Below are 24,592 nucleotides of genomic sequence, written 5' to 3'. Positions count from 1 at the left end.
CATCTTTACTAGAGTGCGTTATGATAGGGGAGGTAAATATAAGCGACAAAGGAGACGGTATGGACAATTTCGTATTATGGCTGAAGTATTTGATTCTCGGCATTATTCAGGGCTTTACAGAGCCGATTCCTGTATCCTCAAGCGGACATTTAATTATTGCCCAGCAGTTGCTCGGCGTTGAACAGCGAGGGCTAGCTTTTGAGGTTTTAACGAACACGGCATCGCTTATTGCGATCGGCTACATTTTTCGCCAAGATATTAATCGGCTAATTGTTAACACAATCAAATATATGAGAACACGGGACAAAGCTTACAAAAGCGACTTCCTGTTTGCGATGTATGTCGTCATTGGCACGGTGCCGGCCGTCATTATCGGGCTGCTGCTCAAAGATCAAATTGAGTCTTATTTCTCCTCCGTCCGCACGGTGGCGATATCGCTGCTCATAACAGGCGTGGCGCTCTGGCTAATCCGCAATTTGCAAGGGCGCAAGCGGGATGGCGACCTGACAGTCAAGGACGCTTTAATTGTAGGCCTGGCGCAGGCGGTAGCGCTCATTCCGGGCATTAGCCGCTCCGGTTCCACGGTCATTACGTCCATTGCGGTCGGCATGAAGCAGGAGACGGCGCTGCGGTTTTCTTTTATGCTATACATACCGATTAGCTTGGGCGGACTAGTGCTTGGCGTGTCGGACATTGCGAATGATCCGAACCGCAGCTTGCTGATGATTCCTTATCTCATTGCCTTTATAGCTACCTTAATCGTTACCTATTATTCTATGCGCTGGTTCATGAACATTATGGCGCGCGGAAATTTAAAATATTTTTCCTATTATTGCTTTGTCGCGGGCATTTTGCTGCTCATTTTCCTCTAGAATAACTGCTGGAGGAGAGGGCGCACAGATCCGGGAAAAAAGATTCGATTGGCTGGTGTCCGAACAGGGATACCAGCTTTTTTAATGATAAGCATTTGTGATGAGCGTTTATGCATGCCAGCGAATAAAAAAAAGAGGAGGGCGAAGCAAGATTTTGTTGCTTTCAATACAATTTACAACTTTTCCCTATCTACTCTAAGTAGAAAATCGTTATTTCTTTACGAAAAACGCACAATATCTAAATTCAGGAAGAATTATAATTAAAAAATATATTAAAATCATAATATAATTAATTCATAAATATGAATATTTATTTAAGGTTTTAAATAAGCTATTCGACTTCATATATGTTAATACTTGACTAAGATTATCTCTTAAATCGAACTAGATGTTAAAAAAAGATAGAAATATAAATAAAAAGTATTGTAACTCTATTCTTAATGATATAAAATGTGACATAGATTGAGGCTCAGGATGTCATCTTCCAACAGCAGGATTCGCCAGAAAGGCTGAGCCAAGCGCTTCGTTATTTTCAGAATTATCAATTTAATTAACGCTCGAAATTATAATTCGTTAGGGTGATTAAATGTGAGTGAGGAATTGCTGAGAATGGAGCATTTAACGACGTCCTTTCGTATAGCTGACCGCTATTTTGCGGCAGTGGATGACGTTTCGCTAACCGTTAGGAAAAATGAAATTTTAGCAATTGTTGGCGAATCCGGCTCGGGAAAAAGCGCATTGGCCTTTTCGATTATGGGGCTCCACACGCGGGCGAAAATCGAAGGGCATATTTATTATAAGGGGCAGGATTTGGCTCATCTGTCGCCAGGCAAGTTAAATAAGCTGCGCGGCAAGGAAATGGGCATGATTTTTCAGGACCCGCTGTCGGCACTTAATCCGCTCATGATTATTGGCAGCCAAATTGAGGAGGCCTTGCTGCTGCATAACGACAAGCTGACGGTGGAGCAGCGCAAGGTGAAGGTGCTGGAGCTGCTCGGTCAGGTAGGCATCCCGCGTCCTGAGCATACGTATCAGCAATATCCGCATGAGCTGTCAGGCGGTATGAGGCAGCGCGTCGTCATTGCGATAGCGATTGCCAATGAGCCGGAGCTGCTCATTGCCGATGAGCCGACAACGGCGCTCGATGTCACGATCCAGCTGCAAATTTTGGAGCTGATCCGCAAGCTGAAGAGCGATATCGGTGCCGGCATCATCCTTATTACCCACGACCTCGGCGTCGTGGCGGAAATGGCGGATCGCGTAGCGGTGATGTACGCAGGGCAGATTGTGGAAATCGCTGATATTTATACGCTCATTTCGAATGCGCAGCATCCTTATACAAAGTCGCTGCTCAGCTCGATTCCGGCCGCCAGTGCCGAGAAGTCTCGGCTGCATGTCATTCAGGGCATCGTGCCCTCCTTGCAGAAGCTGCCCCGCGAAGGCTGTCGCTTCCGCTCCCGCATTCCGTGGATGCAGGAAGCGGCGCATGAGGCGGAGCCTGTGATGCACGAAGTAAGTCCCGGTCATTTCGTCCGCTGCACCTGCTATCGGACTTTTTATTTTCCTAAAGTGGACGGGAAGGGGGCTGACTATGGCGCTTCTTGATATTAAGGATTTAAAGGTTCATTTTCCGATTCGCGGCGGTATATTCGGCAGAGCGGTTGGCGAGGTCAAAGCGGTTGACGGCGTAAGCTTGTCGATTGAGCAGGGCAGCACCTACGGACTTGTTGGCGAGTCCGGCTCGGGCAAGACGACGACGGGGCGGGCGATCATCGGCCTGAATGCGATTACGTCCGGCAGCGTCATTTTTGAAGGGAAGGACTTAAGCGAGGGCGGCAGGAGAAGCTTGCTGAATGCTCGCCGCGATGTTCAAATGATTTTTCAAGATCCGTATTCCTCGCTTAATCCGAAGAAGCGCGTCATCGACATCGTGGCGGAGCCGCTGCGCAACTTCGAGCGGCTGTCTCCGCAGGAAGAGAAGCGGCGTGTGCGAGAGCTGCTGGAGCAGGTAGGCTTAAGCGCAGAGACGATCTATAAATATCCGCATGAGTTTTCCGGCGGCCAGCGGCAGCGGATCGGGATCGCTAGGGCAATTGCCTTAAAGCCAAAGCTGATTATTGCTGATGAGCCCGTATCGGCGCTGGACGTATCCGTTCAGGCGCAGGTGCTTAATTTTATGCAAGACATCCAGAAGGAATTAAACCTCACGTACTTGTTTATCAGTCACGACCTTGGAATTATAAGGCATATGTGCGATCACATCGGCATTATGTACAAGGGCAGACATGTGGAGCAAGGCACCACCTCAGATATTTTTCATACCCCTCAGCATATTTACACCAAGAGGCTCCTTGCAGCCATCCCTGATATCGACCCTACACAGCGAGAGAAGCAGCAACAGTTTAGAGCAGCGGTAAAAGCCGAATATGATCAAGCCTACAGAGACTATTTTGACGAAGAGGGCCTGGCCTATTCTCTAAGGCCGATCTCAAGCACGCATCTGGTAGCTCTGCCTGGGAAAGGTGGATAGCGATGTGGAAAACGATTGTTCGCCGTATATTTATTATGATTCCGCAATTATTTTTGCTTAGCGTTCTCGTCTTCTTGCTCGCTAAAGCGATGCCTGGCGATGCGCTCACCGGCCTTGTTGATCCGAGCCTTGATCCAGCGGCGCTGGAGGCGCAGCGCGAGCGGCTTGGCCTGAACGATCCTTGGCATGTGCAGTACTGGAACTGGGTGATCCATGCGCTGCAAGGCGACTTTGGACAATCGTTCCGCTTCAAGATGCCCGTGTCCGAGCTCATTGGCCAGCGCATTTTTAATACGATCTGGCTGTCGGTCGCTACGCTGATATTGACGTACTTAATCGCAATTCCGCTCGGCATTACGAGTGGCCGCTACAACGATACTTGGGCAGATCGCATGATTACGGGCTACACCTATTTGGGCTTTGCTGCACCGCTGTTTATTTTTGGCTTGGTCATGCTATGGCTGTTCGGCTTCCACTTCGAATGGTTCCCTACAGGCGGCAGCGTCAAGCCGGGAACGGAGCCTGGCACGGCTGCCTATGTAATCAGCAAAATCTATCATTTGCTGCTCCCCGCCTTGTCGATGGCGCTGATTACGACCGTCACGACGGTACAGCTGCTGCGCAGCGAAATTATTGATACGAAGCAGCGGGATTTTATTTTGACTGCAAGGGCCAAGGGTGCTTCGGAGTCCCGCGTCTACAATCGCCATATATTGCGCAACTCGCTGCTGCCGATTGCCGCTTTTTTCGGCTATGAGATTACGGGCTTGATCGGGGGCACCGTCTTTATCGAGAGCATCTTCAGCTATCCCGGCATGGGCCAGCTCTTCCTTAGCTCCATCTCCCTGCGGGATTTCAGCGTCGTGACGGCGCTGGTCATGCTGTATGGAGTCGCATCTATTTTGGGAGCTTTGATATCGGATATCATTTTGAGCCTTGTTGATCCCCGAATTCGGATTAAATAAGCGCGCAGGGAGGCTTAAACGATGAGCAAGCTTGCAACCGCCGAGACGGACCGAAGCCCCTCCGGCTGGAAAATCATTTGGCGGGAAATTATTCGCGATAAGGTAGCATTTGCTTCCTTTCTTTTTCTAGGACTCATCATTATCTTTGTTTATGGCATTTCGCTTGTGCTGGATCAGAAGCAGATCGTGACCGTTGATTTGTTCTCGCTGTACAAGCCGCCTTCCGCCGAGTTTTGGCTGGGGACGGACTATGGCGGCCGCGACGTATTTGGGCAGCTGATCATCGGTACGCGCAACTCCTTGTCCATCGGCATTATTGTGACGCTGATGACCGGAATAGTCGGCATTCTGATTGGACTGCTGTCAGGTTATTTTGGCGGCAGCATAGATAATGTGTTTATGCGCTTTGTCGATTTCTTTATGATTTTGCCGACGCTCATGATCGTTATTGCGTTCGTAACCGCTGTGCCTAAATACAGCATTATTTCGTTCTCGCTCATTATGACGGCATTTCTGTGGATGGGCATTGCCCGGCTGATTCGGTCGAAGGCGCTGCAGGAGCGCGAGCTGGATTACATCCAGGCGTCCAGAACGCTCGGCTCCTCCCACCTCAAAATCATGTTTACCCAGCTGCTGCCGAATCTCAGCTCCATTATTATTGTGACGATGACACTGAATCTGGCAGCGAACATCGGTCTTGAATCCGGCCTTTCCTTTCTTGGCTTTGGCTTTCCTGAAAGCACGCCGAGCCTCGGTACCTTAGTCAGCTATGCGAGAAACCCGCAAACCCTGGAGAGCAGATGGTGGATCTGGTTACCCGCGTCAGTGCTGATTTTGGTATTGATGTTGAGTATAAATAATGTTGGTCAAGCGCTGAAGCGCGCGACGGACGCAAGACAAAGAAAAGGCTAATAAAAGGAGGAGATGGTTTAATGAGAAAGGTTATGGGGGCAAGGTATGTATTCGTTGCGCTGATGCTTGTGCTCGCGCTCATGCTGGGGGCATGTACATCAAATGGCGGAAGCGGGGTGTCAGAGAGTGCAAGTCCCGGGGCGAGCGCGGAGCCTGCGGCCAGCGCAAGTGCAGCACCGGCTGAAGAGGATGGTCTTTATTCTATTGAGGATTTTAACAAGGTGAAAATTAATGAAGGTACAGCGCTGAAGGGTGGCTCTGTCACCTACGGCTTGGTGTCCGATACACCATTTGAAGGTACGCTGAACTACAATTTCTATTCGGGCAACCCGGATGCGATGGTGCTCCAGTGGTTTGACGAGGGACTATTGACTTGGGATGCGAACTACGTCTATACGAATGATGGCGCAGCGACCTATGAGGTTGCTGAGGATGGCCGAACATTTACCTTTACGATTCGCGACAATGTGAACTGGCAGGACGGCAAGCCGGTAAAGGCTGAGGATTGGCTGTTCGCGCATGAGGTTATTGGCAACAAAGCTTATGACGGCCCGCGCTACGATTCCAATTTTACGAATATCGAAGGCATGCAGGACTACCATGACGGCAAGGCCAAAACGATTTCCGGCATTAAGGTGCTTGGAGACAAGAAGCTGCAAATTACGTATATTCAGTCTACACCGTCCCTGCTGACGGGCGGCGTTTGGATATATCCACTGGCAAAGCATATTTTTGGCGATATGGACGTAGCGAAAATGTCCGCCTCCAAGGAAGTGCGCGAGAAGCCGATCGGCTTCGGTCCTTTTAAAGTGAAATCAATTGTACCAGGCGAGTCCGTTGTGTACGAGAAAAATGCGGATTATTGGCGCGGAGAGCCCGTGTTGGATGAGGTTGTGCTGAAGGTCATCAACCCAACGACGGTTGTACAGCAGCTTGAGAGCGGCGGTGTTGATCTCGTCGATTCCTTCCCGGTTGACCAATATCCGGACAATGCGAACATGTCGAACGTCGAGTTTCTCGGCATGATTGACCGCGCGTATACGTATATCGGCTTTAAGCTTGGTACGTGGGATAAAGAAGCAAAGGTTGTTAAGCCGAATGATAAAGCGAAAATGGGCGATGTGAATTTGCGTAAGGCGATGTGGCAGGCAGTGGACAACGATGCTGTCGGCAAAAAGTTCTATCACGGTCTGCGCTGGAATGCGACAACGCTAATTCCACCGTCCCACCCAGAATTCCATGATTCTACGAACAAAGGTGTAACCTATGATCCGGAAGCGGCGAAAAAGCTGCTGGATGACGCAGGCTACAAATTGAACGGCGAATTCCGCACCAATCCGGATGGCAGCGAGCTGGTCATTAACTTTATTTCGATGACGGGCGGAGACATTGCGGAGCCGCTTGCCCGTTATTATGTGCAATCATGGGCGGCAATCGGTCTGAAGGTCAACCTTGAGATGGTCGAGTTCAACTCCTTCTACGATCGTGTTGGCTCTAATGGTGATGATGATCCTTCGGTTGATGTTTATCAAGCAGCATGGTCGGTTGGTATTGATGTCGATCCGGCTGGTCTATATGGCAAGGATGCGCTTTATAACTTCCCGCGTTTTGAGACGGAGGAGAACAGCAGGCTGCTTGCCGAGGGTGTCTCGGAGAAAGCCTTTGATGTAGCGGTACGCCAAGGCATTTATAAGGAATGGCAGCAATACATGGTGGATCAGGTGCCGGTATTCCCGACGCTGTACCGCTCTGAGCTTTCCCCTGTCAACAAGCGGATTATGAACTATGCGATTGGCGACGGCACAGGCATCTATTTGTATCAGCTGGCGGTTTCGCAGGATAAACCGGTTGTGGCAACGAAATAGCGTATAATAGAGCTTGGAGACTGCGACGAAATAAAGTACCGCTAATTTATTGACAAAACTCCCAAAACCGTGGAGATTTTGTCAACAAAAGCGGGTACTAAATTCCTCGCAGCTCCTTAGAGTAGCGAAAAAAGCTAACAGGCGGGGCTAAAGTCCACCTGTTAGATGAGGGCTGTTCACTAGGGCGGAGGATTCCGCCTTGGGGAGCAGCCCGCTTTGCGGTTGCAGCGGGGAGGAAGCGGCAGCGCTCTTTTCAAACAGGGGCTGGAATGCTACAATCTCTGAAACTAAAGCTTTGAAAATAAAGAGAGGCAGGTAACGAATATGAGCAATCGACCTTCTATTCATGACTATAACCCTTTTTATCAAACGTACATTGAAAAGGTGCCGGAAGGCAGCATTAAGGATGTGCTGCTTGCGGCTTACGATACGACAAGCGAGCTGCTCGCGAGCATCCCAGAGGAGCGCGGCGACTTTAAATACGCAGAGGGCAAATGGAGCATAAAGGAAGTCATTGGCCATATTAATGATACCGAGCGCGTCATGAGCTATCGCCTGCTGCGGGTGTCGCGGGGCGATACGACGCCGCTGCCTGGCTTTGAGCAGGAGGTGTTTGTGGCGGGCGCGAGGTTTAGCGAGTATACGATTCAGGAGCTGACCGAGGAATATCGGGTAATCAGGCAATCGACGCTTAAGCTGCTTAGCAAGCTTTCCGATGAGGAGCTGGCACGGCGCGGCAACGCAAGCAATTCTGAGGTAACGGCACTGGCTCTCGCCTACATTATCGCTGGTCACGAGCTGCACCATTTGAACGTTTTGAAGGAACGATATTTCATTGACTAGAAACGGAAGCTTTGCCGCTACAGGACGGCTTCAGCCGTTTACACTTGCCTAAATAACAGTCACCAAAGGAGCTCTATGATGAGTGAAGCAAGCTTTAAGGATTATTTATTAAGTGAAGACATTACCCGGGCGCTGGATAGCTTAGGCTACAAGCAGCCGACTCTTGTACAACGCGAGGTAATTCCAATTGCGCTGAGCAAGCGCGATCTTACGGTCAAGTCGCATACGGTCAAGTCGCATACGGGCAGCGGCAAGACGGCAGCCTACGGCATTCCAATCTGTGAAATGGTCGAGTGGGACGAAAATCGGCCGCAGGCGCTCATATTGACACCGACCCGCGAGCTTGCTGATCAAGTAACCGAGGATATTACGAACATAGGCCGCTACAAGAGAATTAAAGCGACGGCTATTTATGGCAAGCAGCCCTTTGCCCCGCAGCGCATGCAGCTAACGCAAAAAAATCATGTGGTCGTCGGTACGCCGGGCCGCATTATGGATCATATTGAAAAAGATACGATTGACCTGGACAAGCTGCGCTTCCTCGTCATTGACGAGGCGGACGAAATGCTGAGCATGGGCTTCATCGAGCAGCTGGAAATGATTATTCAGGAGCTGCCCAAGGAGCGGGTGACGCTGCTGTTCTCCGCTACGCTGCCGAAGGATGTAGAGCGGCTGTGCCATCGTTACATGAATGATCCTGTTGATATTGAAATGAAAGGAGAGGGCAGTACGAAGGCTGAAATCGAGCATTCTCTGTATACGGTACGGGATAATCGCAAGCTGCAATTGCTGCAGGATGTGACCGTGATGGAAAGCCCGGATAGCTGCATTATTTATTGCCGGACTCAGGTGAATGTCGATGAGGTGCAGCGTGAGCTGACCCAGCTCGGTTATCCGATTGGCAAAATTCATGGCGGCATGGAGCAGGATGACCGCAATCGGGTCATGGGTGAGTTCCGCAGAGGTGAGTTCCGTTATTTGGTAGCGACTGATGTAGCGGCGCGAGGCATTGATATTGATCGGATTACCCATGTGATCAACTATGATTTTCCGATGGAGAAGGAAAGCTATGTCCACCGCGCGGGGAGAACTGGACGAGCTGGCAACAAGGGCAAGGCGATCTCGTTCGTGACGCCGAATGAGGATTCTTTTCTCGCGAATGTTGAGGCGTACATCGGGTTTAAAATACGGCAGGTAGAGGCTCCGCCCGAAAATATCGTGGACAGCCGCCGGGAAAGCTTTGAGCTGAAGCTGAAAGCAAGTCCCGAATTGAAGCAAGACAAAAAGTCACAGCTGAGTGCGGACATCCTCAAGCTGCATTTCAACGGCGGCAAGAAAAACAAGCTCAGAGCGGTTGATTTCGTCGGTACCATTGCGAAGATCGAGGGTATGACAGCTGTCGATATCGGCATAATTACGATTGAGGACAACAAGACCTATGTCGAGATTTTGAATGGCAAAGGCAACCTCGTGCTGCAAGCGATGAAAACTACGACGGTTAAAGGCAAGCTGCTTAAGGTGCAGCCAGCGCGGAAATTGTAGTAGCCTTAAAATGTTAAGTCATCTATCGAATTTCTCACATTGTTTCATTTAAACTATTGAGGAGCATTGTTAGATGTTTTTTATGGGCGGATTGTCTAGTCAGATGCGACACTTCAACCATAACGCAAGCTTTTCTTTTTCCGCGACTAGAAACAACCGTATCCATTTCCGAATGTCCGAAGGCTTCTCACTGACGTATTTCTTTGGAGCGCTGGGATGGATAACCCGATCGTAAAGCGTCCGCATTTCTCTAGGGATTGACGATGTTTCCCCCTTATTCCTTAGAAAAGCTTTAACTTGCCATCCTTGGTATAGCCATCGGTAGATCGTTTTATGACTTACACGAAGCTAGGGCTTGTCCGTTTCATCCTGCCTTCAAACTGTTGAGGAGACCAGGTTTCTGCGCTGCGAGCTTCATCGAGATGTGCCGCTGCCTTTCGGTATTCCATTTACCCGATGGTTTACGACTTGCTCGCTTGGTTGTGTATGATTCCTGCGCTCGATTCGCATAGTAAGATTCTTCTATTCCCTGATGTTTGAGCTCACGGGATATGCTGGAATGACGACGCTCGAGCTTATGCGCAGTGCCTCTAGCGAAGCATCCCGATTGATCGAGTACTTCTAGCGGGCTTCGCTCGCTTGAGGTAAGCTGTTGGCAGCTCATAGCTGATTCTCCCATGTAGGATGTGTGGTATTTTCATTCTACACATGAATCAGTCATAGGTCATTTTTAGGTGCCGCACTTCATATTACAATCTGTCTTCTGAGAACATTAATGCAAAGCTAGTGATGGAGGGTACATAAGCAAAAAAACAAATTTTTTACAAATAAGGAATATTAACTATTCTACATATCGCTTTCATAATGTATTATTAAGGTGTTGTTTGTATTATTATAAAAATTTGGGGTTGTTAAGTTTGAGGAAGAAGATGTTTTACTTGTTAGTTGTTTTAGTTATGATGGTTAGTTTAATACCAAGTGGCTACGGTACAATTTTGGGGTCTAGTGTAGTAAAGGCAGAAGAGAGTGTGAATATTTTAAGTAAAGCTGAATCAAATGAGTTAAAATTCAGAAAGGAATTTGGTTTAGACAGTAGTCTTGTAACCGTTCAAAATACAATTAAGAATAATGAAGTTGGAAAGTATGGTGTACACTTGTCACCAACTGAAGAAGCAAAGTTAAATCTAAGGATTGAATATCAAGAGAAAGTGAATTCGGCTCTCACAACAATTCTGGACGAAAAACTTGGAAGTGAATATACGCTATATATTGATCAGAGTAATAATGGGACTTATCATATTGGAGTAAAGAACAAAGGATTGTTCAAGTTAGAAAATCTTGAAACGTTAATAGATCCTTTATTTACTGGAGAGTATAAATATCGAATTGAAACTATCTCATATAGTGAAAGTGATCTAGACGAAACAGTTACTAAAATTAATGAAAATCTAGAGTATCTAAAAAGACAAAACATTATGGTTAATCAAGTATATACGGATGTTATTAACCAAAGAGTTAATGTTGGAGTAGTTATGGTAACTGAAGAGAAAAAAAAGGTGTTGGAAAACTTATTTGGAAATATGCTTAACATACAAGAAGCTGAGGAAAGTGGAAATAGTAATCGTGCAACTACTTCTTCTACAATGAAAGGTGGATTAAAAATAACCTATACAAGCAATTCATCATCTTATAAATGTTCGGTAGGTTTTATGGTTAAGCCCCCTAATGGTGCAAAGTTTGCAGTTACAGCTGGCCATTGCTATGGAACTAATTATCAACAAGGGACAAATTCAATTGGATCGATGGTTTATTATAAAAATAGTGGAAATACCGATGCTGGAATGGTAGGTGGTGGCCCATCTTCAGTAGATTATACAGGTGGAGGTATATATAAAACAGCTTCTACGAATGATAAATATGACAGGACACAAAATGCTTCCGAAGATGTAGTGGGTGAGGCTATTTGTATGTCAGGTGCATCTTCAGATACAAATTCGGTTTCATGCGGTACCCTAAATAGTAAAAATTATTCTGCTACTTTTTCAGGCACTACATTTACAAAATTAAGAAAAGCAAGTTATACTTCGGTTGGTGGCGATAGTGGCGGAACTGTTTATGGAGGTACTACTCTTAAAGGAGTAAATAAAGGGTACTCCGGTAGTGACGGAGTATATTCGCATCTGGAATACGTAATGAGTGATCTAGCCTCTTCCTACGGTGGAGCTGTTCATATCTTATTTTAGTTTTTACGTTGCATAAGTGTTTGTTTCCTTCCTGTTTGCTATACTATTTAAAGGACTTAATCAACCATTTGGAGCTTTTATTTACATGGTCTAAATGGTTGTGTTTTTTATTTCGCATATTAAATTATCTCTAGGACTACTCTTAGACAGATTACTTTAAGCACCCAACTGCACTCGTTCGACAATTAATGGGATGTTACTCACCAGAACGTATGCGGCGGCGCAACCAATGGTTAGAACATGAGTGATGGATCACAGATAGCAGGCTTTAACAGCAATACTGATCGTTTCGCAAGGAGAGTAAGAAATATCCTGCGGTGAGCTTGTTGATCCCATGTTCCACAGGTTGGTCTGAGGAGTCTAAAGCCGGTTATTAACAATAGGGCATGAACCATCTAGCGGTTATAGATATAAAGTATTAAAAGTGCGCATGACAAATAAGTGCAGATAAAAAAACAGTCTTCAGAATAAGAAGGATGATTTGTTCCAGCTTTCTCATCCGAGGTAAAGCCGTGAAACGGTAACGCAGAGATGCGGAAGCTGGAGTCCTCTAAAGCATCGGCCCCTACTTCCGTTCCTAGCCCTTGGGGCTTCGTCACGGGTTCGGCCATACCCACTAGTTAAGGTCCCAACTGGAAATTCATTTTGATTATTTTCATTTTTTTTTTTTTTTTTTTTTTTTTTGGATTAAATGTAAAAAAATAAATATTACAAGTACGTTTATATGAGGAGATTTCCAATGAAAAATGGATTATTTACTTTAGTGCTTTGTATATTTTTATGTGCGTGTGGCAAGACAGTTGAAATTGATTCGCTTACTAAAAATATTGAGAAGATAGAGAACAATCAATTTTATTTTGATTGTACTGAAGAAGTAAACAAAAGTGATAATGATTCGAGGAACAGCTTAGGTTATTTGTGTTCAGTAATTATTAATGAGGATACTAAAATGAAGAGTAATAGTAATCAAGAATTAAAAATAACTGATTTTTCCGTTGGAGATTCAATTAAAGTTAATTTTAATAGTAAAGTAAACATAAGTGACAAGAATAGAACTTTTGAAGTTACAGATGTAACTTTATTGGAGTAGGCCTATAGGTAGCTGCCAATATGGGTAGATTATATTAAGTCGATTAAATTCAGGAAGCTGTTATTGGAAGCAGTGGGTTGGAAATCAAATGGAAGTTGGCCGAATTGAAGATTTAGCAAATGACGGTTTGTCAAGCTAAGTGCGACACTTCATCCATAAAGTCCCACTTGCATGCTCGCCTACACACTTCCGCCATCAAAACGTTCAGTCAATCCCAATCCTCAACAGATATGTGTTTTCAGGTCATGGTCTAATGGTATTCATTTAAAAGAAGGTTTGAAGCCCCTGTGCAGCTAGGGTATGGTTCGTATAAAAGGGGGAGCGAAGATGCAGCAGCTGGATCAAATCGTGCCGCTTCTAGAACAGGACACGCTTACGAACATTACGCTGCTGAAAATGATCGAGGCTTACGAGGCATCTATCATCAGCAAGCTCATTAGGGACTCTGAATCGTCGCAATGGGGGCTGCTCCTGCTGCTGCCGGTCGAAGCTTATCCCTATGATCAGCAGACGTATCCCGGCACCGATTTTATCGTTTTTGTCGCGTATACGGAGCAGTCGCTGCTGCCCGAGCTGCTTCAGGCTGTTCCCGCAGGCTCCCGCCTTGTGTTCAAGCTGCAGAAGGAGGAGTACCGGGAACAGCTTGCCCGCTATTACGAGCTGGAGCAGGCAAGAGCTTATATTTCCTATACGTGCCAAGACGAGCTGACAGGCAGCAGCGCTCAGCAGCATAAAGGGCTTAGGCATGAGGACGTTGTGAAGCAGGAGGCGCTGGCAGAGGAACTGCTGCCGCTGCTTTGCAGCAACGGTTATACGCCGGAAGAGCTGCACGGCTATTTTGCCGCAGGCGCATATGCCTTCGTCATCTACCGGGAAGGTGAAGCTGCTGCGGGTTGTTTTATTTTTTGCAATTATAATGAAGTTTGGGAAATTGCGGGTGTACATACCCGGGAGCGCTGGCGTGGGCAAGGCTTGGCGAGGCAGCTTGTGGCTGCCGCCTTGGAGCATTTGCAGCAGGGCGGATTAAGACCGAGATACCATGTGCTGGAGACGAACACCGCCTCAATCGGACTCGCCGAGTCGCTGGGTCTCCGGCCCTTCATGAAGCTGACGCATCATACGATGCGAAGACCAACCGCGGAACGGCAGTAAATTTAGCCGGATCAACAAAAGCCCGCCCTTCAACGTTAGCTGAAGGAGCGGGCTTTGCTTCGTCAACCCTTATAATTCCAGCAGCACGTAGCTGCCCATATAATACATTTCGGCATCATCATATTGATCAGGTGCTTCCTCCCACACAATATCCCATGTGTCATCCAGCATTTCTGAATAATCAACCTCAGGGGAGAGGCGCAAAATAATGTGCTCCTGCCCGCTTTGCATGAGCTTCTTCAATTCAATACGATACTGCTTATTGGAAGTAACTTCGAGGCCATTTTTCACATAGTAGTCGTATTTATTGCTCTCGCCCGTAAATTGATCAAGCTCATCATCCAGCCAGTAAGAGGCATCCTCCATATATTCCTCGTTGATTGCCGTAGCATCGTTGGCGTTATACAGCATATAGGGAATGTCAGAATTGGTCGCATTGTTGGTCGGATCGACGTTCAGCCACTGTCCGTCAATGTTGACCTTGTTCCACGCATGCGGAACGCCATCCAAATAGCCGGTTACGACAATCGTCTCCACCCCGGCGAGATCGTTCAGCAGCTTGTAGGTGTAGGCATAGCTCATGCAGACGCCGAGCTTATTGATCATAATGCCATAGGTGCTGTAAGCATCATAAAACTCCGGGTCCACCTTGCGAAAATTATATTTATACGCATTATCCAGCGCCTCATCATCATACACCGTCGTATCGTTCAAGTAGTCATAAAGCGCCAGCCTTTTTTCCTCGTTGCTCATTTCAGGCGTAATGGTGGCTGCAATAATGCGCTCGGCCTCCTGCATAATTTCCCGCTGCTTCGCGCGCAGCTCCTTGACGGGATTTTCGTAGGACACATAAAGCGTAAGTGTGCGGTAATCGTAGCCGTAGCTTGCCAGCCCAATAATATAAGGATTTTGGTACATGACCTTCTCGACGACATCTATGAGAACCTCGGTATTTTGCGCTTCAGGAAAGGACATGAGCGAAATGTCCTCCTCTCCGGTCATCAAGCTGCGAGCCAAATATTCTTCCAGTGCCGAGTCAGCAGAAATATGCAGCTTCTCCAGCAGCTTGTCGGTGGGGACGGTTGCTTTATCGCCCTTGGCGACAACCCGGCGCGTATTCTCGATTTGCCGATCAATCAGATTATCTGTGGCTGAAGATGCTTTGGTGAAGCGGGTAATAATCGTCGGTACATCGGCATCTGGTATAAAATAGGTCGTATTCTCCGGCTGAACATAGCCGGTATTAGCTGTACCCTCGTCTTCCCCATCCTCGTCCTCATACCAAGAAGCGATATATTCGATATCCTCCTCTATGACGTCTTCAACCCAGACGACGCCTGTCAGCGCTGTGCCTTTAATGGAATACGGAATACGCAGGGGACTCGATGGCTCAAAGGCAAGCTTAGTCGTGTCATATACGATGTCCTTAAAGCTGATAGAGCCATCTGTATGCTTTACTTCGACACTGTAGGGCAAATCATCCACGTACTCGTAGGTGTTGCCGAACAGCTCTCCTTCATATTCGTCGGCAACCTCCGTCGGAAGCTGGCTCGACAGATCAGCCGTCACGACCGGAACGCTGAAGTTGGATTCCTTGCCGCCTGAAACGGCTGTAACATAGAAGTTGCCCTGTGCACCAGTATTTTGCGCGAGTGTAAAGCTCTCGCCACTATCGAGCACTATTTGGTCGTAAGTGGTATCGCCAAAATCGTTCAGCTCCGTTCCTTTGACCCGTTCAATCAGGACAGGCTTTTCCATATAAAAAGCGGATTTTTTGCCGGGAGCGCTCTTTATGCCATCCGTTTTCCGAGCCTCGGGAAAGGTTTGATACACCTTGTATTCGCTGATGCCTGTTATTTTATCCCAGACAAGCTTTAGCCGGCCATCCTCGCTAATTTCGTAGCTGAGATTCGGAACGGGCAGCTTGGACTGTACCGTGAATGGGATAATGAGCGGCTCCTCCAGCCTTTGTGGCGTAGTGGAAGCCATATCATAATCAATACGGAGATAATAAATCGGCGCATTTCCCCAGCCCAATTGCTCATAGGAGGAGGCGGAAGGAAGCGGCAGCACGCCTGAATCCAGCGGCTCGACCGTAATCATGCTTTTGTTGCCCTCTACAGGGATGACCCGGTTGAATGAAGCCATTTTGCTGGAGGGCAGCGCCTGCCGGTCTGTATGAACGGTGATCGTTTCCTCCCATTTTGAAATGTCGAGCTTCGACAAATCGGATTGGAAATTAAACTCGAACTTCCTATCTTTTGCTACATTGTAGAGCGGCATAATCGTTTTCTTGCTGGCTTCGCCGTATTTCTGCTTTAGCTGCTGCACGGACAGCTTCTCCGGCGTTTGCCAAGCATATTTAAGCAGCTTAATGCTGAAATCAAAGCCATTGGCGGCATCTGACATACAGCCCGTCAGCAGCAGGCACATGACCAGCAGGCTGAGCAGCATTTTTTTCATTGCGCAGGTCTCCTCAGGACAATAATGAAATGTTATTCATGAAATCTTATCGTTAGCAATATGAAAATTTTACCTTGTTAAATTAAATTATTCAATTGATTTCATAGCCATGACTAAAAGGGAGGCTCCTAATTGAGCTAAACGCGGCATGTTAATGGCTCCTATTTGCAGCGTTTACCTTAAGAAAAGGTGAAAAACAACCTTTCAGCCTGCTTATTCTATTTTTAATATCGCTGATCCTGAATTGAACAAAAAATTAAACGACTGGCGTAAATAATCCTATTGATTAGAGAAGCGCTATGCTATTTAATTATTACGAACCAATGAAAACGCATACATCTAGGAGGGGGAACATGAAACAAAGAAAAATAGTAGCAATGCTGATGATTGCGGCTATGCTGCTCAGCACGCTGACGGGGCTTGCGCCGCGCGTGGCTTGGGCGACGGAGGAAGAACCTGTAAATTCGAATCAAGGCATGTCGGTAGCGGCGTCGGTGTACGAGCCCGGCCTGATTTTACACTATGATATGAAAACGACGGCGACCGACGCCGGGCAGACGATTGTAAAAAATGTAGCTGGCGGAACAGGTGCATATGACGGCATTTTCCGCAATCCATCGAACGGCCAGCTTGTGTTGGATGGGTCTGTCGGTTTTGCTGGCTTTAACGGAGGCAATGCTTCCTCAAACAGCGGCTATATTGAAATACCGAAAGGCGCTGGCGGTGAGGACCTGCTTAGCGGATTAACCGATGTCACGATTTCCTCGCTCGTTAATTGGGAGAACGATGGTACAAATCGCTGGATATTCGGATTGGGAGCAACGACAAACGATGCTGAGAACGGCAACAAATATTTGTTTGCTACGCCGCGCCATGGCAGCACAGGCAATTACGTGGCTGCGGGCATATCGAAAAGCGGCTGGCGCAATGAAGCGATTTGGAAGGGCACTACCTCGCTTGCAGCTGGAGTCTGGAAGCAGGTTACGGTCGTATTCTCAGGTGCAGCAGATACGATAACGCTGTATGTGGACGGCGCGAAGGTCGCCTCCGGCTCGGCGAGGGGCATTAAGCTTGCCGATATTATAGCGACGGGGACCAATTATTCTGGTTATATTGGCAAGTCTATTTTCGCGGGTGATGATTTTTATCGCGGTTTGGTAGGCGATTTCCGCGTCTATAATTATGCGTTTAATGAGCAGCAGGCGTCTGAGCTGTATACGCAAACTACCAGCACCATCGCGGATCTCAAGCAGCTTGTGCTGACAGCAGCAGCGGATGCATTAGCTCCAGCGACGATGCTTGGCTCAGGCGATGTGAGCGCTGACGCGGTTACGAAAAATCTGACGCTGCCAGCAACTGGACGCAATGGCGTAGCGATTGCATGGAGCTCCAGCGATACATCGGTCATCGCCGCAGATGGAAAGGTGACGCGTCCAGCGGCATCAGGAGCGGATAAGTTGGTGCAGTTAACGGCGAACCTGACGTATCAGGGGCTTTCCGTGCAGCGAGTGCTGAGCTTCAAAGTATTGAAGGAGTTTTCTGAAAGCGCTATCGCTCAGGCAGATGCGGACGCTCTGAATATTCCTCATCTCGATCAGGTTAAGGGCAATTTGACGTTGCCGCAGCTTGGAGTCAATGGCGCAAGCATCGAGTGGGAATCAAATGATCCGGCAATTGTGAAAGGCTCGGCACAGGCGGCGAGCGATGTGACACAGCTTGGGAGAGTACTGCGTCCTGCGGACAGGGATGCTGCTGTTACACTGAAGGCCACGGTGAAAAAAGGCAGTGCAAGCGTGGAGCGGCTGTTCCACCTGACGGTGAAGCAGGCTCCGCCGAGCCTTGATTATGATGCGTATTTCTTTGCTTATTTTACCGGGGAATATGAGGGTGGAGAAGAAATTTCCTTTGCGACAGCTGAGGACCCGCTCAAGTGGCGGGCGCTGAATAACGGTAAGTCGATTATTCAATCGACACTTGGCGAGAAGGGGCTGCGCGATCCATTCATTATGCGCTCCCATGAAGGCGATAAGTTTTATTTGCTGGCGACGGATTTGCGCATGGGCGAAAGCACGAACTTTGATCAAGCGCAAATAACGGGGAGCCATTCCATTATGATTTGGGAATCTGAGGATCTCGTCAATTGGAGCGAGCAGCGCATGGTTGATATCGCGCCTAAAAACGGCGGCAACACTTGGGCGCCAGAGGCGATTTACGACGAGAAGACAGGGCAATACGTCGTATTCTGGGCTTCCTCGATGAAAGTTGCTGATACGTATGGTAAGTATACGGGCGGCCGCCCATCGGGGCAATACAATGTTATGTATTACGCGACGACGCGGGATTTCTATACCTTCTCCGAGCCGAAGGTGTATATGGATGAAGCATTCCCGACGATTGATACGACGATGGTGCAGGAGGGCAATAGCCTGTATCGTTTTACGAAATCGGAAATCGGCTACAAGGTGTATTACGAGAAGGCAGCAAACGTCTTTGACGATGCGGATGGCATTGCGGCCAATGGCTATCAGTTCCCGGCGATTGCCGGTACGAAAAATGGCAACCAGGGACGAATTGGCCATGGCGGCAATAACGAAGGGCCAACCGTATTCAAGGATATTCGGGAAAATAAATGGTATATGTTCCTCGATTCCTGGCCGTATCATGTGCGCGTCTCGAACAATCTGGAGGACGGAGCACAGTTCAGGGATAATCTGCTCGCTGAGGATCAATATGCACTGCCGCCAGGGCCGCGCCATGGCACGGTCATTCCGGTGACGCGGGCGGAATATGATGCGCTGCAAGCGAAATACGGCGTATCTGGCCCAGTGGAACAGGAGCAGCCTGTCGTGCATTATACGTTCGACAGCAGCAGCGTAACGGGCACGCTTGTGAAGGATATGTCCGGTCAAGGGCATGATGCGGAGCTCGTTGGCGGAGCCACTTTAAACGAGACCGATAAAATCGGCGACTCCGGCAGCTCGGTGGAGCTGAACGGGACAACGGGCTATGTCAAGCTGCCGGACAATCTTGTTCGCGATTTGAATTTGGAGAAGACGACTATTGCGACTTGGGTGAGGGCGGATCAGAACAAGCTCAACCAGCGGATTTTTGACTTTGCCTCAGACACGGGCAGAGCTGCTAATCGCAATACGATGTATTTGAGCACGACAGGTGATAATGGAGGCATGGAGTTTGCAATCGTGACACCATTCACAGAGAAGTTTGCCAATGACTCGACACTGCTTGGCGCAGGCTATAAATATGCGCTTCGCTCGGCGAAGCCAGCGGCAAATGCTTGGCATCATGTGGCGGTATCCATTGATGGCTTCGAGGCAGTCATGTATGTGGACGGGAATGAAGTATCGCGCAGCAGCACTTACAATGTAGAGCCGCGCATGCTGTTGCAGACGACGATGAACTACATCGGGAAATCTCGTAATGCGAGTCACAGCTTGTTCGATGGCAAGCTCGATGATTTCCGCATTTACAATCGGGCGCTGACGAAGGAGCAGGTTGCTGCGCTTGCAGCAGACATGCCGGAAACACCGGGAGGCGGCGAGCAGCCGGAAGCGCCTAAGGCGATCGTCCATTATGATATGGGCCAAGTGGATGGTACGACGGTGAAGGATTTGGCTGGAAGCTTTAACGGCACTTTGGTCAACCCGCAAAAAGCAGAGTGGATTCATGCGGGGCAAGATGGTGTCATCAGCTTCGCAGGCGGCACAACCAACTCCTATATTGAACTGCCAAGAGGAGCGACCGACGGCCTGACCGATACGACAGTATCTATGCTGATGAACTGGAGCGGCAAGGCTGGGGCGGAATGGGCCTTCGCATTGGGGCAGAACAGCACCAAATATATGTATTTTACACCGCGCTATAATACGTCATCCGCGAATGCGCGTGCGGGTATTGCGACGAATTCATGGAACAACGAGGTTGCGGCGCAGCATACCGTTGGTCTGCCGAGTAATCAGTGGAAGCTGGTCACGGTGGTTTTATCTGAAGAGGAGCAGACGCTAACGCTCTATATTGATGGCGTTATGGTAGGAGCAACACCAACGGGCGGCAAGACTATGGCTCAGATTCAGAATGCAGGCGGCATCAGCGGCTATATCGGTAAATCCTTTTATTCGACAGATCCGTATTTCGGCGGTATGGTTGCTGATTTTAAACTGTTCAATGGCGCCTTGAGCGGAGCGCAAATTGGAGTGCTTCAGCAGGAGGCAGCAGCGAAGGTCGCCGCACTAGATGGACTTACGCTGGAATATGCGGCGAACCAATTGGATTACAGCGCTTTCCTGAACGGCAATACGAGCAAGGATAGCGTTCGCACGAATTTGAAGCTTCCAGCAAGCGCTGGACATGGCACGACAATCACTTGGGCTTCGGGCACGCCGAGCGTCATTTCAAGCACGGGCATCGTGACTCGTCCTGCCTATGAGGCGGGCAATCAGAGCGTGACGCTAACGGCGACAATAACAGATGGCTCCAAATCAGTGATTCGCAGCTTCACAGTTACCGTAGAGAAGGATGCGAGCCTCATGGAAAAAGCGCTGCTGGACGCGCAAACTCTATTGGTCCATAACCTGGCTGATGTGCGCGGTAATTTGACGCTGCCTGTCAAGGGAGCGAACGGGTCGTCCATTGCATGGGTCAGCGAGCAGCCTGCTGTTATCACGGCAACAGGCGAGGTTACACGTCCCGCACATGGCGCAGAGGCTGTAACCGTTAAGCTGACAGCCATCATCTCGAATGGCACAACCTCTATTTCGAAGGCGTTTATAGCGACGGTGAAGCCGCTGCCTGCGCCAGTTGATTATAAGGGCTATGCATTCACTTATTTTACAGGTGAAGGCTCTGCAAGCGGTGAGCAAATTTATTTTGCACTAAGCAAAGGCAATGACGCGCTGCATTGGCAGGAGCTGAATGGCGGACTTCCAGCAATCACTTCAAACTTGGGCGAAAAAGGTTTGCGTGATCCGTTTATTATTCGTTCCCCAGAGGGCGACAAGTTTTATCTGATTGCAACCGATTTGAAAATTTACGGCAATGGTGATTGGGGTGCCTCCCAAACGACCGGAAGCCGCTCGATTATGGTTTGGGAATCGACGGATCTTGTGAATTGGTCGAACCAGCGAATGGTAGAGGTATCGCCGCCAGAGGCCGGAAATACTTGGGCTCCTGAAGCATTTTATGACGAGAAGACAGGAGAATACGCCGTATTTTGGGCATCGAAAATGTATGAGGATGAGAGTCATAGCGTAGGGACGCATCAGCGCATGATGGTAGCTAAGACACGTGATTTCTATACGTTCTCGAAGCCGGTTGAGTATATGAATGATGGTTATTCGATTATTGATACGACGATGATTGGGCATGATGGCAAAGTATATCGTTTTACAAAGGATGAGCGCAGCACTACCAGCGCAACGCCGAATGGGAAGTTTATTTTTCAGGAGTCAGGCAGCAGTGTCTTTGACAGCAACTTTAAGCTGATCAAGGAGGGCATTGGGCGCGGACAAATTGGTCAAGGGGAAGGCCCAACTATATTCAAGTCCAATACCGAGGAAAAATGGTATATGTTCATTGATGAATTTGGCGGCCGCGGCTATGTGCCGTTTGAGACGACAGACCTCGATTCAGGGGAATGGAAGCTATCGACGAATTATGACCTGCCGTCAAGGCCGCGTCACGGTACCGTGATTCCTGTAACACAAGCGGAATATGATCGCCTGCTTGTAAGTGTACCGAAGGCTGGACAATCTGATTCAGGAACGAAGGTAACCGGTGTGCAGCTTTCGCCTTCAGCGCTTGCACTGAAAGCAGGAGAAGGAGCGCAGCTTACAGCAAATGTTGCGCCAACGGCTGCGACGAATAAATCGGTTGTTTGGTCGAGCAGTAATCCGGCCGTAGCAGTGGTGGATGCAGCAGGCCACGTGCAGGCAGTTGGAGAAGGTACAGCCAATATTAGCGTTGCCACGGTAGATGGCGGATTTATCGGCATATCGACAGTGACGGTAACCGCAGGGGAGGATAACGGTGGTGGAACACCAACGCCAACGCCAACACCGACTCCGACTCCTAGTCCAACACCAACACCGACATCGCCAAGCTCGGGTTCAACAGGAACCCAGCCAAGTTCGGCGCCAGCAACACCAAGTCCAAAGCCGAGTGTGGCGCCTAGCACACCGCCGACTGTCGCTTTTAACGATACAGCGAACCATTGGGCAAGCGCTTCGATTACAAAGCTGACGGAAAAAGGATTAATGAAGGGTTACCCAGGCGGCAGCTTCAAGCCAAATGCCGCGATGAGCCGTTCTGAATTTGTGACGGTCGTCTATCGCATGCTTGGTCTCGACTCTACTGCTGCTGCTGGATCAACGGCAAGCTTCAGCGATGTATCGGCAGATGCTTGGTACAGCGAGGCGGTTCATGCTTTGCGAGAAGCGGGAATTGTTACAGGCGATGCCTCTGGCACGTTCAGGCCTGGCGATGCCATTACACGAGAGGAAGCCTTTGTGCTTGTATACCGCATTGTGAAAGAAAAGCTTGCGCTCAGTGGGGCTAGTAATGAGCTTGTATTCACTGATGATGCCGCGATTTCAGAGTGGGCGAAGGAGGCGATAGCTGCCTTGTCCACAGCAAATGTACTGAATGGCTACGACGATGGTACGCTCAAGCCACAGGGCAGCATTACCCGAGCTGAAGTCGCAACGATTTTGGCAGCATTCGTAGAATAAGCAATAAAAACCAGCTGAAAATCAGCGAAATAAAAATACGGCGACGGCTCCCGATACTAGGCTCGGGAGCTGTCGCCGTTTTATTTTCAGAAAGACGTATGGCTAGAAGCTCCTCAGCACTAGCTTTAGTCGAACGTGTCAGGAGAATCAGAGTTAGCTGGTTATTAGCACGGGAGAGCAAACTGGACATCGCTTTTCACGAAGAGGTACAATCTAATACAGATCATTCGTGCCTGTGGCAAAAGGGTCTACAAGAGAGGATGACGTTACATGTCCAATGCAAATCATTTATTTGGTCAAGCCCTTGTCAAATCGCTGGTAGGGGAACGAGGTCATATTCGTATTGCCCGTGCTCTACCTGACATTAATGCCGAGTTAGCCGGGCGCGTGCATCCAAATATGCCTTACAGCATCTACCAGCTGCTGAAGCATATGCATTACTGGCAGCATTTTATGCTGGAGCATTTGGAAGGACGAAAGCCGCAGCTTCCCGCAAACGTTATGGAGAGCTGGCCTGAAGAGACCGCCCCGCAAGATGAGGTATCTTGGCAGGCGGATATTCAGGCCTTTCTGGCTGGAGTCGATGAAGCGGTAGCTTTGGCCGAAACCGCACAGCTGGATGAGCCGCTGCTTTATTTTCCGGGTGAGACAAAGGCGGGCCTGCTGCGCAATATTGCATCCCACAACTCGTACCATCTGGGCGAAATTGTGCTGCTGCGGCGCTTTTACGGTGCATGGCCGCCACCAGGGGGCGGCTTCCCGGCGTAACGGTTAAAAGTACCTTTTTACAGTTGTTTAGGGGCTGCTAATTTGATTAGCAGCCCCAAGCTGCTTATTTAATAGCCTCTGTAAATGATGCTGCGACAGCAGCAGCCAGCAGTGCAGGGGAAAGCTCCAACTGCAGGCCAATCTTCCCAGCGCTGACGACGATTGTCTCCTGTAATTCCGCGCTGGTATCAATAAAGGTAGAATAGCGTTTTTTCATGCCAATTGGAGAACAGCCGCCTCGTATGTAGCCCGTCCACTTTTGCAAATCCTTCACTGGCAGCATCTCAAGCTTCTTCTCTCCGGCCGCTTTGGCCGCTTTCTTCATATCCAGCTCAGCCCCAACGGGAATGACAAAAATATAGAGGCTGTTTCCGCTGTGCGTGACCAGCGTTTTGAACACACTTTCCGGAGCTTTTCCAATTTTATCAGCTACCGCGCTACCATGTATTTTCCCATCCTCATTATCATAGGTATGCACCTCATAAGCAATATGGTCGGCATCGAGCATTCGCATGGCATTCGTTTTGGTTATTTGCATGGTGTATTCCCCTTGTCCTGTTTGTTTGTTTTTTTTGAACATTATTAGTTTCAATTCGAGTAATGA

General features: G+C 48.6%; 15 protein-coding genes. 13 read left to right on the top strand and 2 right to left on the bottom strand.

The annotated features are described in order from the left end of the window. Positions 1 to 59 precede the first annotated feature (59 nt). The 11 genes from V5J77_RS22975 (at position 60) to V5J77_RS22925 (ending at position 14,014) form a co-directional block, all read left to right on the top strand. A complete protein-coding gene (locus V5J77_RS22975; protein WP_338553162.1) occupies positions 60 to 872 on the top strand; it encodes an undecaprenyl-diphosphate phosphatase in 813 nt (270 codons plus the stop codon). A gap of 588 nt (positions 873 to 1,460) precedes the next feature. After that, the gene (locus tag V5J77_RS22970; protein WP_338553161.1) at positions 1,461 to 2,477 is read left to right on the top strand and encodes an ABC transporter ATP-binding protein; all 1,017 of its coding nucleotides are present in this window, start codon (positions 1,461 to 1,463) and stop codon (positions 2,475 to 2,477) included. Continuing rightward, entirely contained in the window at positions 2,464 to 3,402 is a 939-nt protein-coding gene (locus V5J77_RS22965) for an ATP-binding cassette domain-containing protein (protein WP_338553160.1), read from the top strand. Before V5J77_RS22970 ends, V5J77_RS22965 begins: the two co-directional genes overlap by 14 nt. 2 nt (positions 3,403 to 3,404) lie before the next feature. Then, positions 3,405 to 4,367, top strand: coding sequence for an oligopeptide ABC transporter permease (gene opp4B, locus V5J77_RS22960; protein WP_338553159.1), 963 nt, complete (start codon positions 3,405 to 3,407; stop codon positions 4,365 to 4,367). A 21-nt stretch (positions 4,368 to 4,388) separates the two neighbouring features. After that, the gene (locus tag V5J77_RS22955) at positions 4,389 to 5,279 is read left to right on the top strand and encodes an ABC transporter permease (protein WP_338553158.1); all 891 of its coding nucleotides are present in this window, start codon (positions 4,389 to 4,391) and stop codon (positions 5,277 to 5,279) included. Positions 5,280 to 5,299: 20 nt separating this feature from the next. Further along, complete coding sequence (locus V5J77_RS22950; RefSeq protein WP_338553157.1) at positions 5,300 to 7,144, top strand: oligopeptide ABC transporter substrate-binding protein; 1,845 nt, start codon at positions 5,300 to 5,302, stop codon at positions 7,142 to 7,144. A gap of 324 nt (positions 7,145 to 7,468) precedes the next feature. Next, complete coding sequence (locus tag V5J77_RS22945) at positions 7,469 to 7,987, top strand: DinB family protein (RefSeq protein WP_338553156.1); 519 nt, start codon at positions 7,469 to 7,471, stop codon at positions 7,985 to 7,987. A gap of 78 nt (positions 7,988 to 8,065) precedes the next feature. Next, positions 8,066 to 9,529 (top strand): DEAD/DEAH box helicase, encoded by a 1,464-nt coding sequence (locus tag V5J77_RS22940; RefSeq protein ID WP_338557011.1) that lies wholly within the window; start codon positions 8,066 to 8,068, stop codon positions 9,527 to 9,529. A gap of 938 nt (positions 9,530 to 10,467) precedes the next feature. Next, positions 10,468 to 11,772, top strand: a complete 1,305-nt coding sequence (locus tag V5J77_RS22935) for a S1 family peptidase (RefSeq protein WP_338553155.1) — start codon at positions 10,468 to 10,470, stop codon at positions 11,770 to 11,772. Positions 11,773 to 12,511: 739 nt separating this feature from the next. Then, positions 12,512 to 12,862 (top strand): hypothetical protein, encoded by a 351-nt coding sequence (locus V5J77_RS22930; protein WP_338553154.1) that lies wholly within the window; start codon positions 12,512 to 12,514, stop codon positions 12,860 to 12,862. A 327-nt stretch (positions 12,863 to 13,189) separates the two neighbouring features. Next, the gene (locus V5J77_RS22925) at positions 13,190 to 14,014 is read left to right on the top strand and encodes a GNAT family N-acetyltransferase (protein ID WP_338553153.1); all 825 of its coding nucleotides are present in this window, start codon (positions 13,190 to 13,192) and stop codon (positions 14,012 to 14,014) included. 69 nt (positions 14,015 to 14,083) lie between these two features. Here the strand turns inward: V5J77_RS22925 and V5J77_RS22920 are convergent, their stop codons facing one another. Continuing rightward, on the bottom strand, positions 14,084 to 16,477 hold the full coding sequence (locus V5J77_RS22920) for a transglutaminase domain-containing protein (RefSeq protein WP_338553152.1): 2,394 nt from the start codon (positions 16,475 to 16,477) through the stop codon (positions 14,084 to 14,086). Positions 16,478 to 16,830: 353 nt separating this feature from the next. Between V5J77_RS22920 and V5J77_RS22915 the strand changes: the two genes are divergently transcribed. Both V5J77_RS22915 and V5J77_RS22910 read left to right on the top strand, forming a co-directional pair. Continuing rightward, complete coding sequence (locus V5J77_RS22915; protein WP_338553151.1) at positions 16,831 to 23,220, top strand: immunoglobulin-like domain-containing protein; 6,390 nt, start codon at positions 16,831 to 16,833, stop codon at positions 23,218 to 23,220. A gap of 270 nt (positions 23,221 to 23,490) precedes the next feature. Next, positions 23,491 to 23,988 (top strand): DinB family protein, encoded by a 498-nt coding sequence (locus V5J77_RS22910; RefSeq protein WP_338553150.1) that lies wholly within the window; start codon positions 23,491 to 23,493, stop codon positions 23,986 to 23,988. 64 nt (positions 23,989 to 24,052) lie between these two features. Here the strand turns inward: V5J77_RS22910 and ybaK are convergent, their stop codons facing one another. Continuing rightward, a complete protein-coding gene (gene ybaK / locus V5J77_RS22905; RefSeq protein ID WP_338553149.1) occupies positions 24,053 to 24,526 on the bottom strand; it encodes a Cys-tRNA(Pro) deacylase in 474 nt (157 codons plus the stop codon). Positions 24,527 to 24,592: the final 66 nt, after the last annotated feature.

The organism is Paenibacillus sp. KS-LC4 (assembly GCF_036894955.1).
In the GTDB taxonomy this organism is placed as follows: domain Bacteria; phylum Bacillota; class Bacilli; order Paenibacillales; family Paenibacillaceae; genus Pristimantibacillus.
This window is presented reverse-complemented; position numbering and strand designations above follow the sequence as displayed.

Excerpts from the sequence above, each read along its gene's own strand:
- V5J77_RS22965 (WP_338553160.1), top strand. The coding sequence starts at position 2,464 with ATGGCGCTTCTTGATATTAAGGATTTAAAGGTTCATTTTCCGATTCGC.
- V5J77_RS22925 (WP_338553153.1), top strand. The coding sequence starts at position 13,190 with ATGCAGCAGCTGGATCAAATCGTGCCGCTTCTAGAACAGGACACGCTT.
- V5J77_RS22940 (WP_338557011.1), top strand. The coding sequence starts at position 8,066 with ATGAGTGAAGCAAGCTTTAAGGATTATTTATTAAGTGAAGACATTACC.
- V5J77_RS22945 (WP_338553156.1), top strand. The coding sequence starts at position 7,469 with ATGAGCAATCGACCTTCTATTCATGACTATAACCCTTTTTATCAAACG.
- V5J77_RS22975 (WP_338553162.1), top strand. The coding sequence starts at position 60 with ATGGACAATTTCGTATTATGGCTGAAGTATTTGATTCTCGGCATTATT.
- V5J77_RS22915 (WP_338553151.1), top strand. The coding sequence starts at position 16,831 with ATGAAACAAAGAAAAATAGTAGCAATGCTGATGATTGCGGCTATGCTG.
- V5J77_RS22920 (WP_338553152.1), bottom strand. The coding sequence starts at position 16,477 with ATGAAAAAAATGCTGCTCAGCCTGCTGGTCATGTGCCTGCTGCTGACG.
- V5J77_RS22955 (WP_338553158.1), top strand. The coding sequence starts at position 4,389 with ATGAGCAAGCTTGCAACCGCCGAGACGGACCGAAGCCCCTCCGGCTGG.
- V5J77_RS22930 (WP_338553154.1), top strand. The coding sequence starts at position 12,512 with ATGAAAAATGGATTATTTACTTTAGTGCTTTGTATATTTTTATGTGCG.
- ybaK (WP_338553149.1), bottom strand. The coding sequence starts at position 24,526 with ATGCAAATAACCAAAACGAATGCCATGCGAATGCTCGATGCCGACCAT.
- V5J77_RS22910 (WP_338553150.1), top strand. The coding sequence starts at position 23,491 with ATGTCCAATGCAAATCATTTATTTGGTCAAGCCCTTGTCAAATCGCTG.
- opp4B (WP_338553159.1), top strand. The coding sequence starts at position 3,405 with ATGTGGAAAACGATTGTTCGCCGTATATTTATTATGATTCCGCAATTA.
- V5J77_RS22950 (WP_338553157.1), top strand. The coding sequence starts at position 5,300 with ATGAGAAAGGTTATGGGGGCAAGGTATGTATTCGTTGCGCTGATGCTT.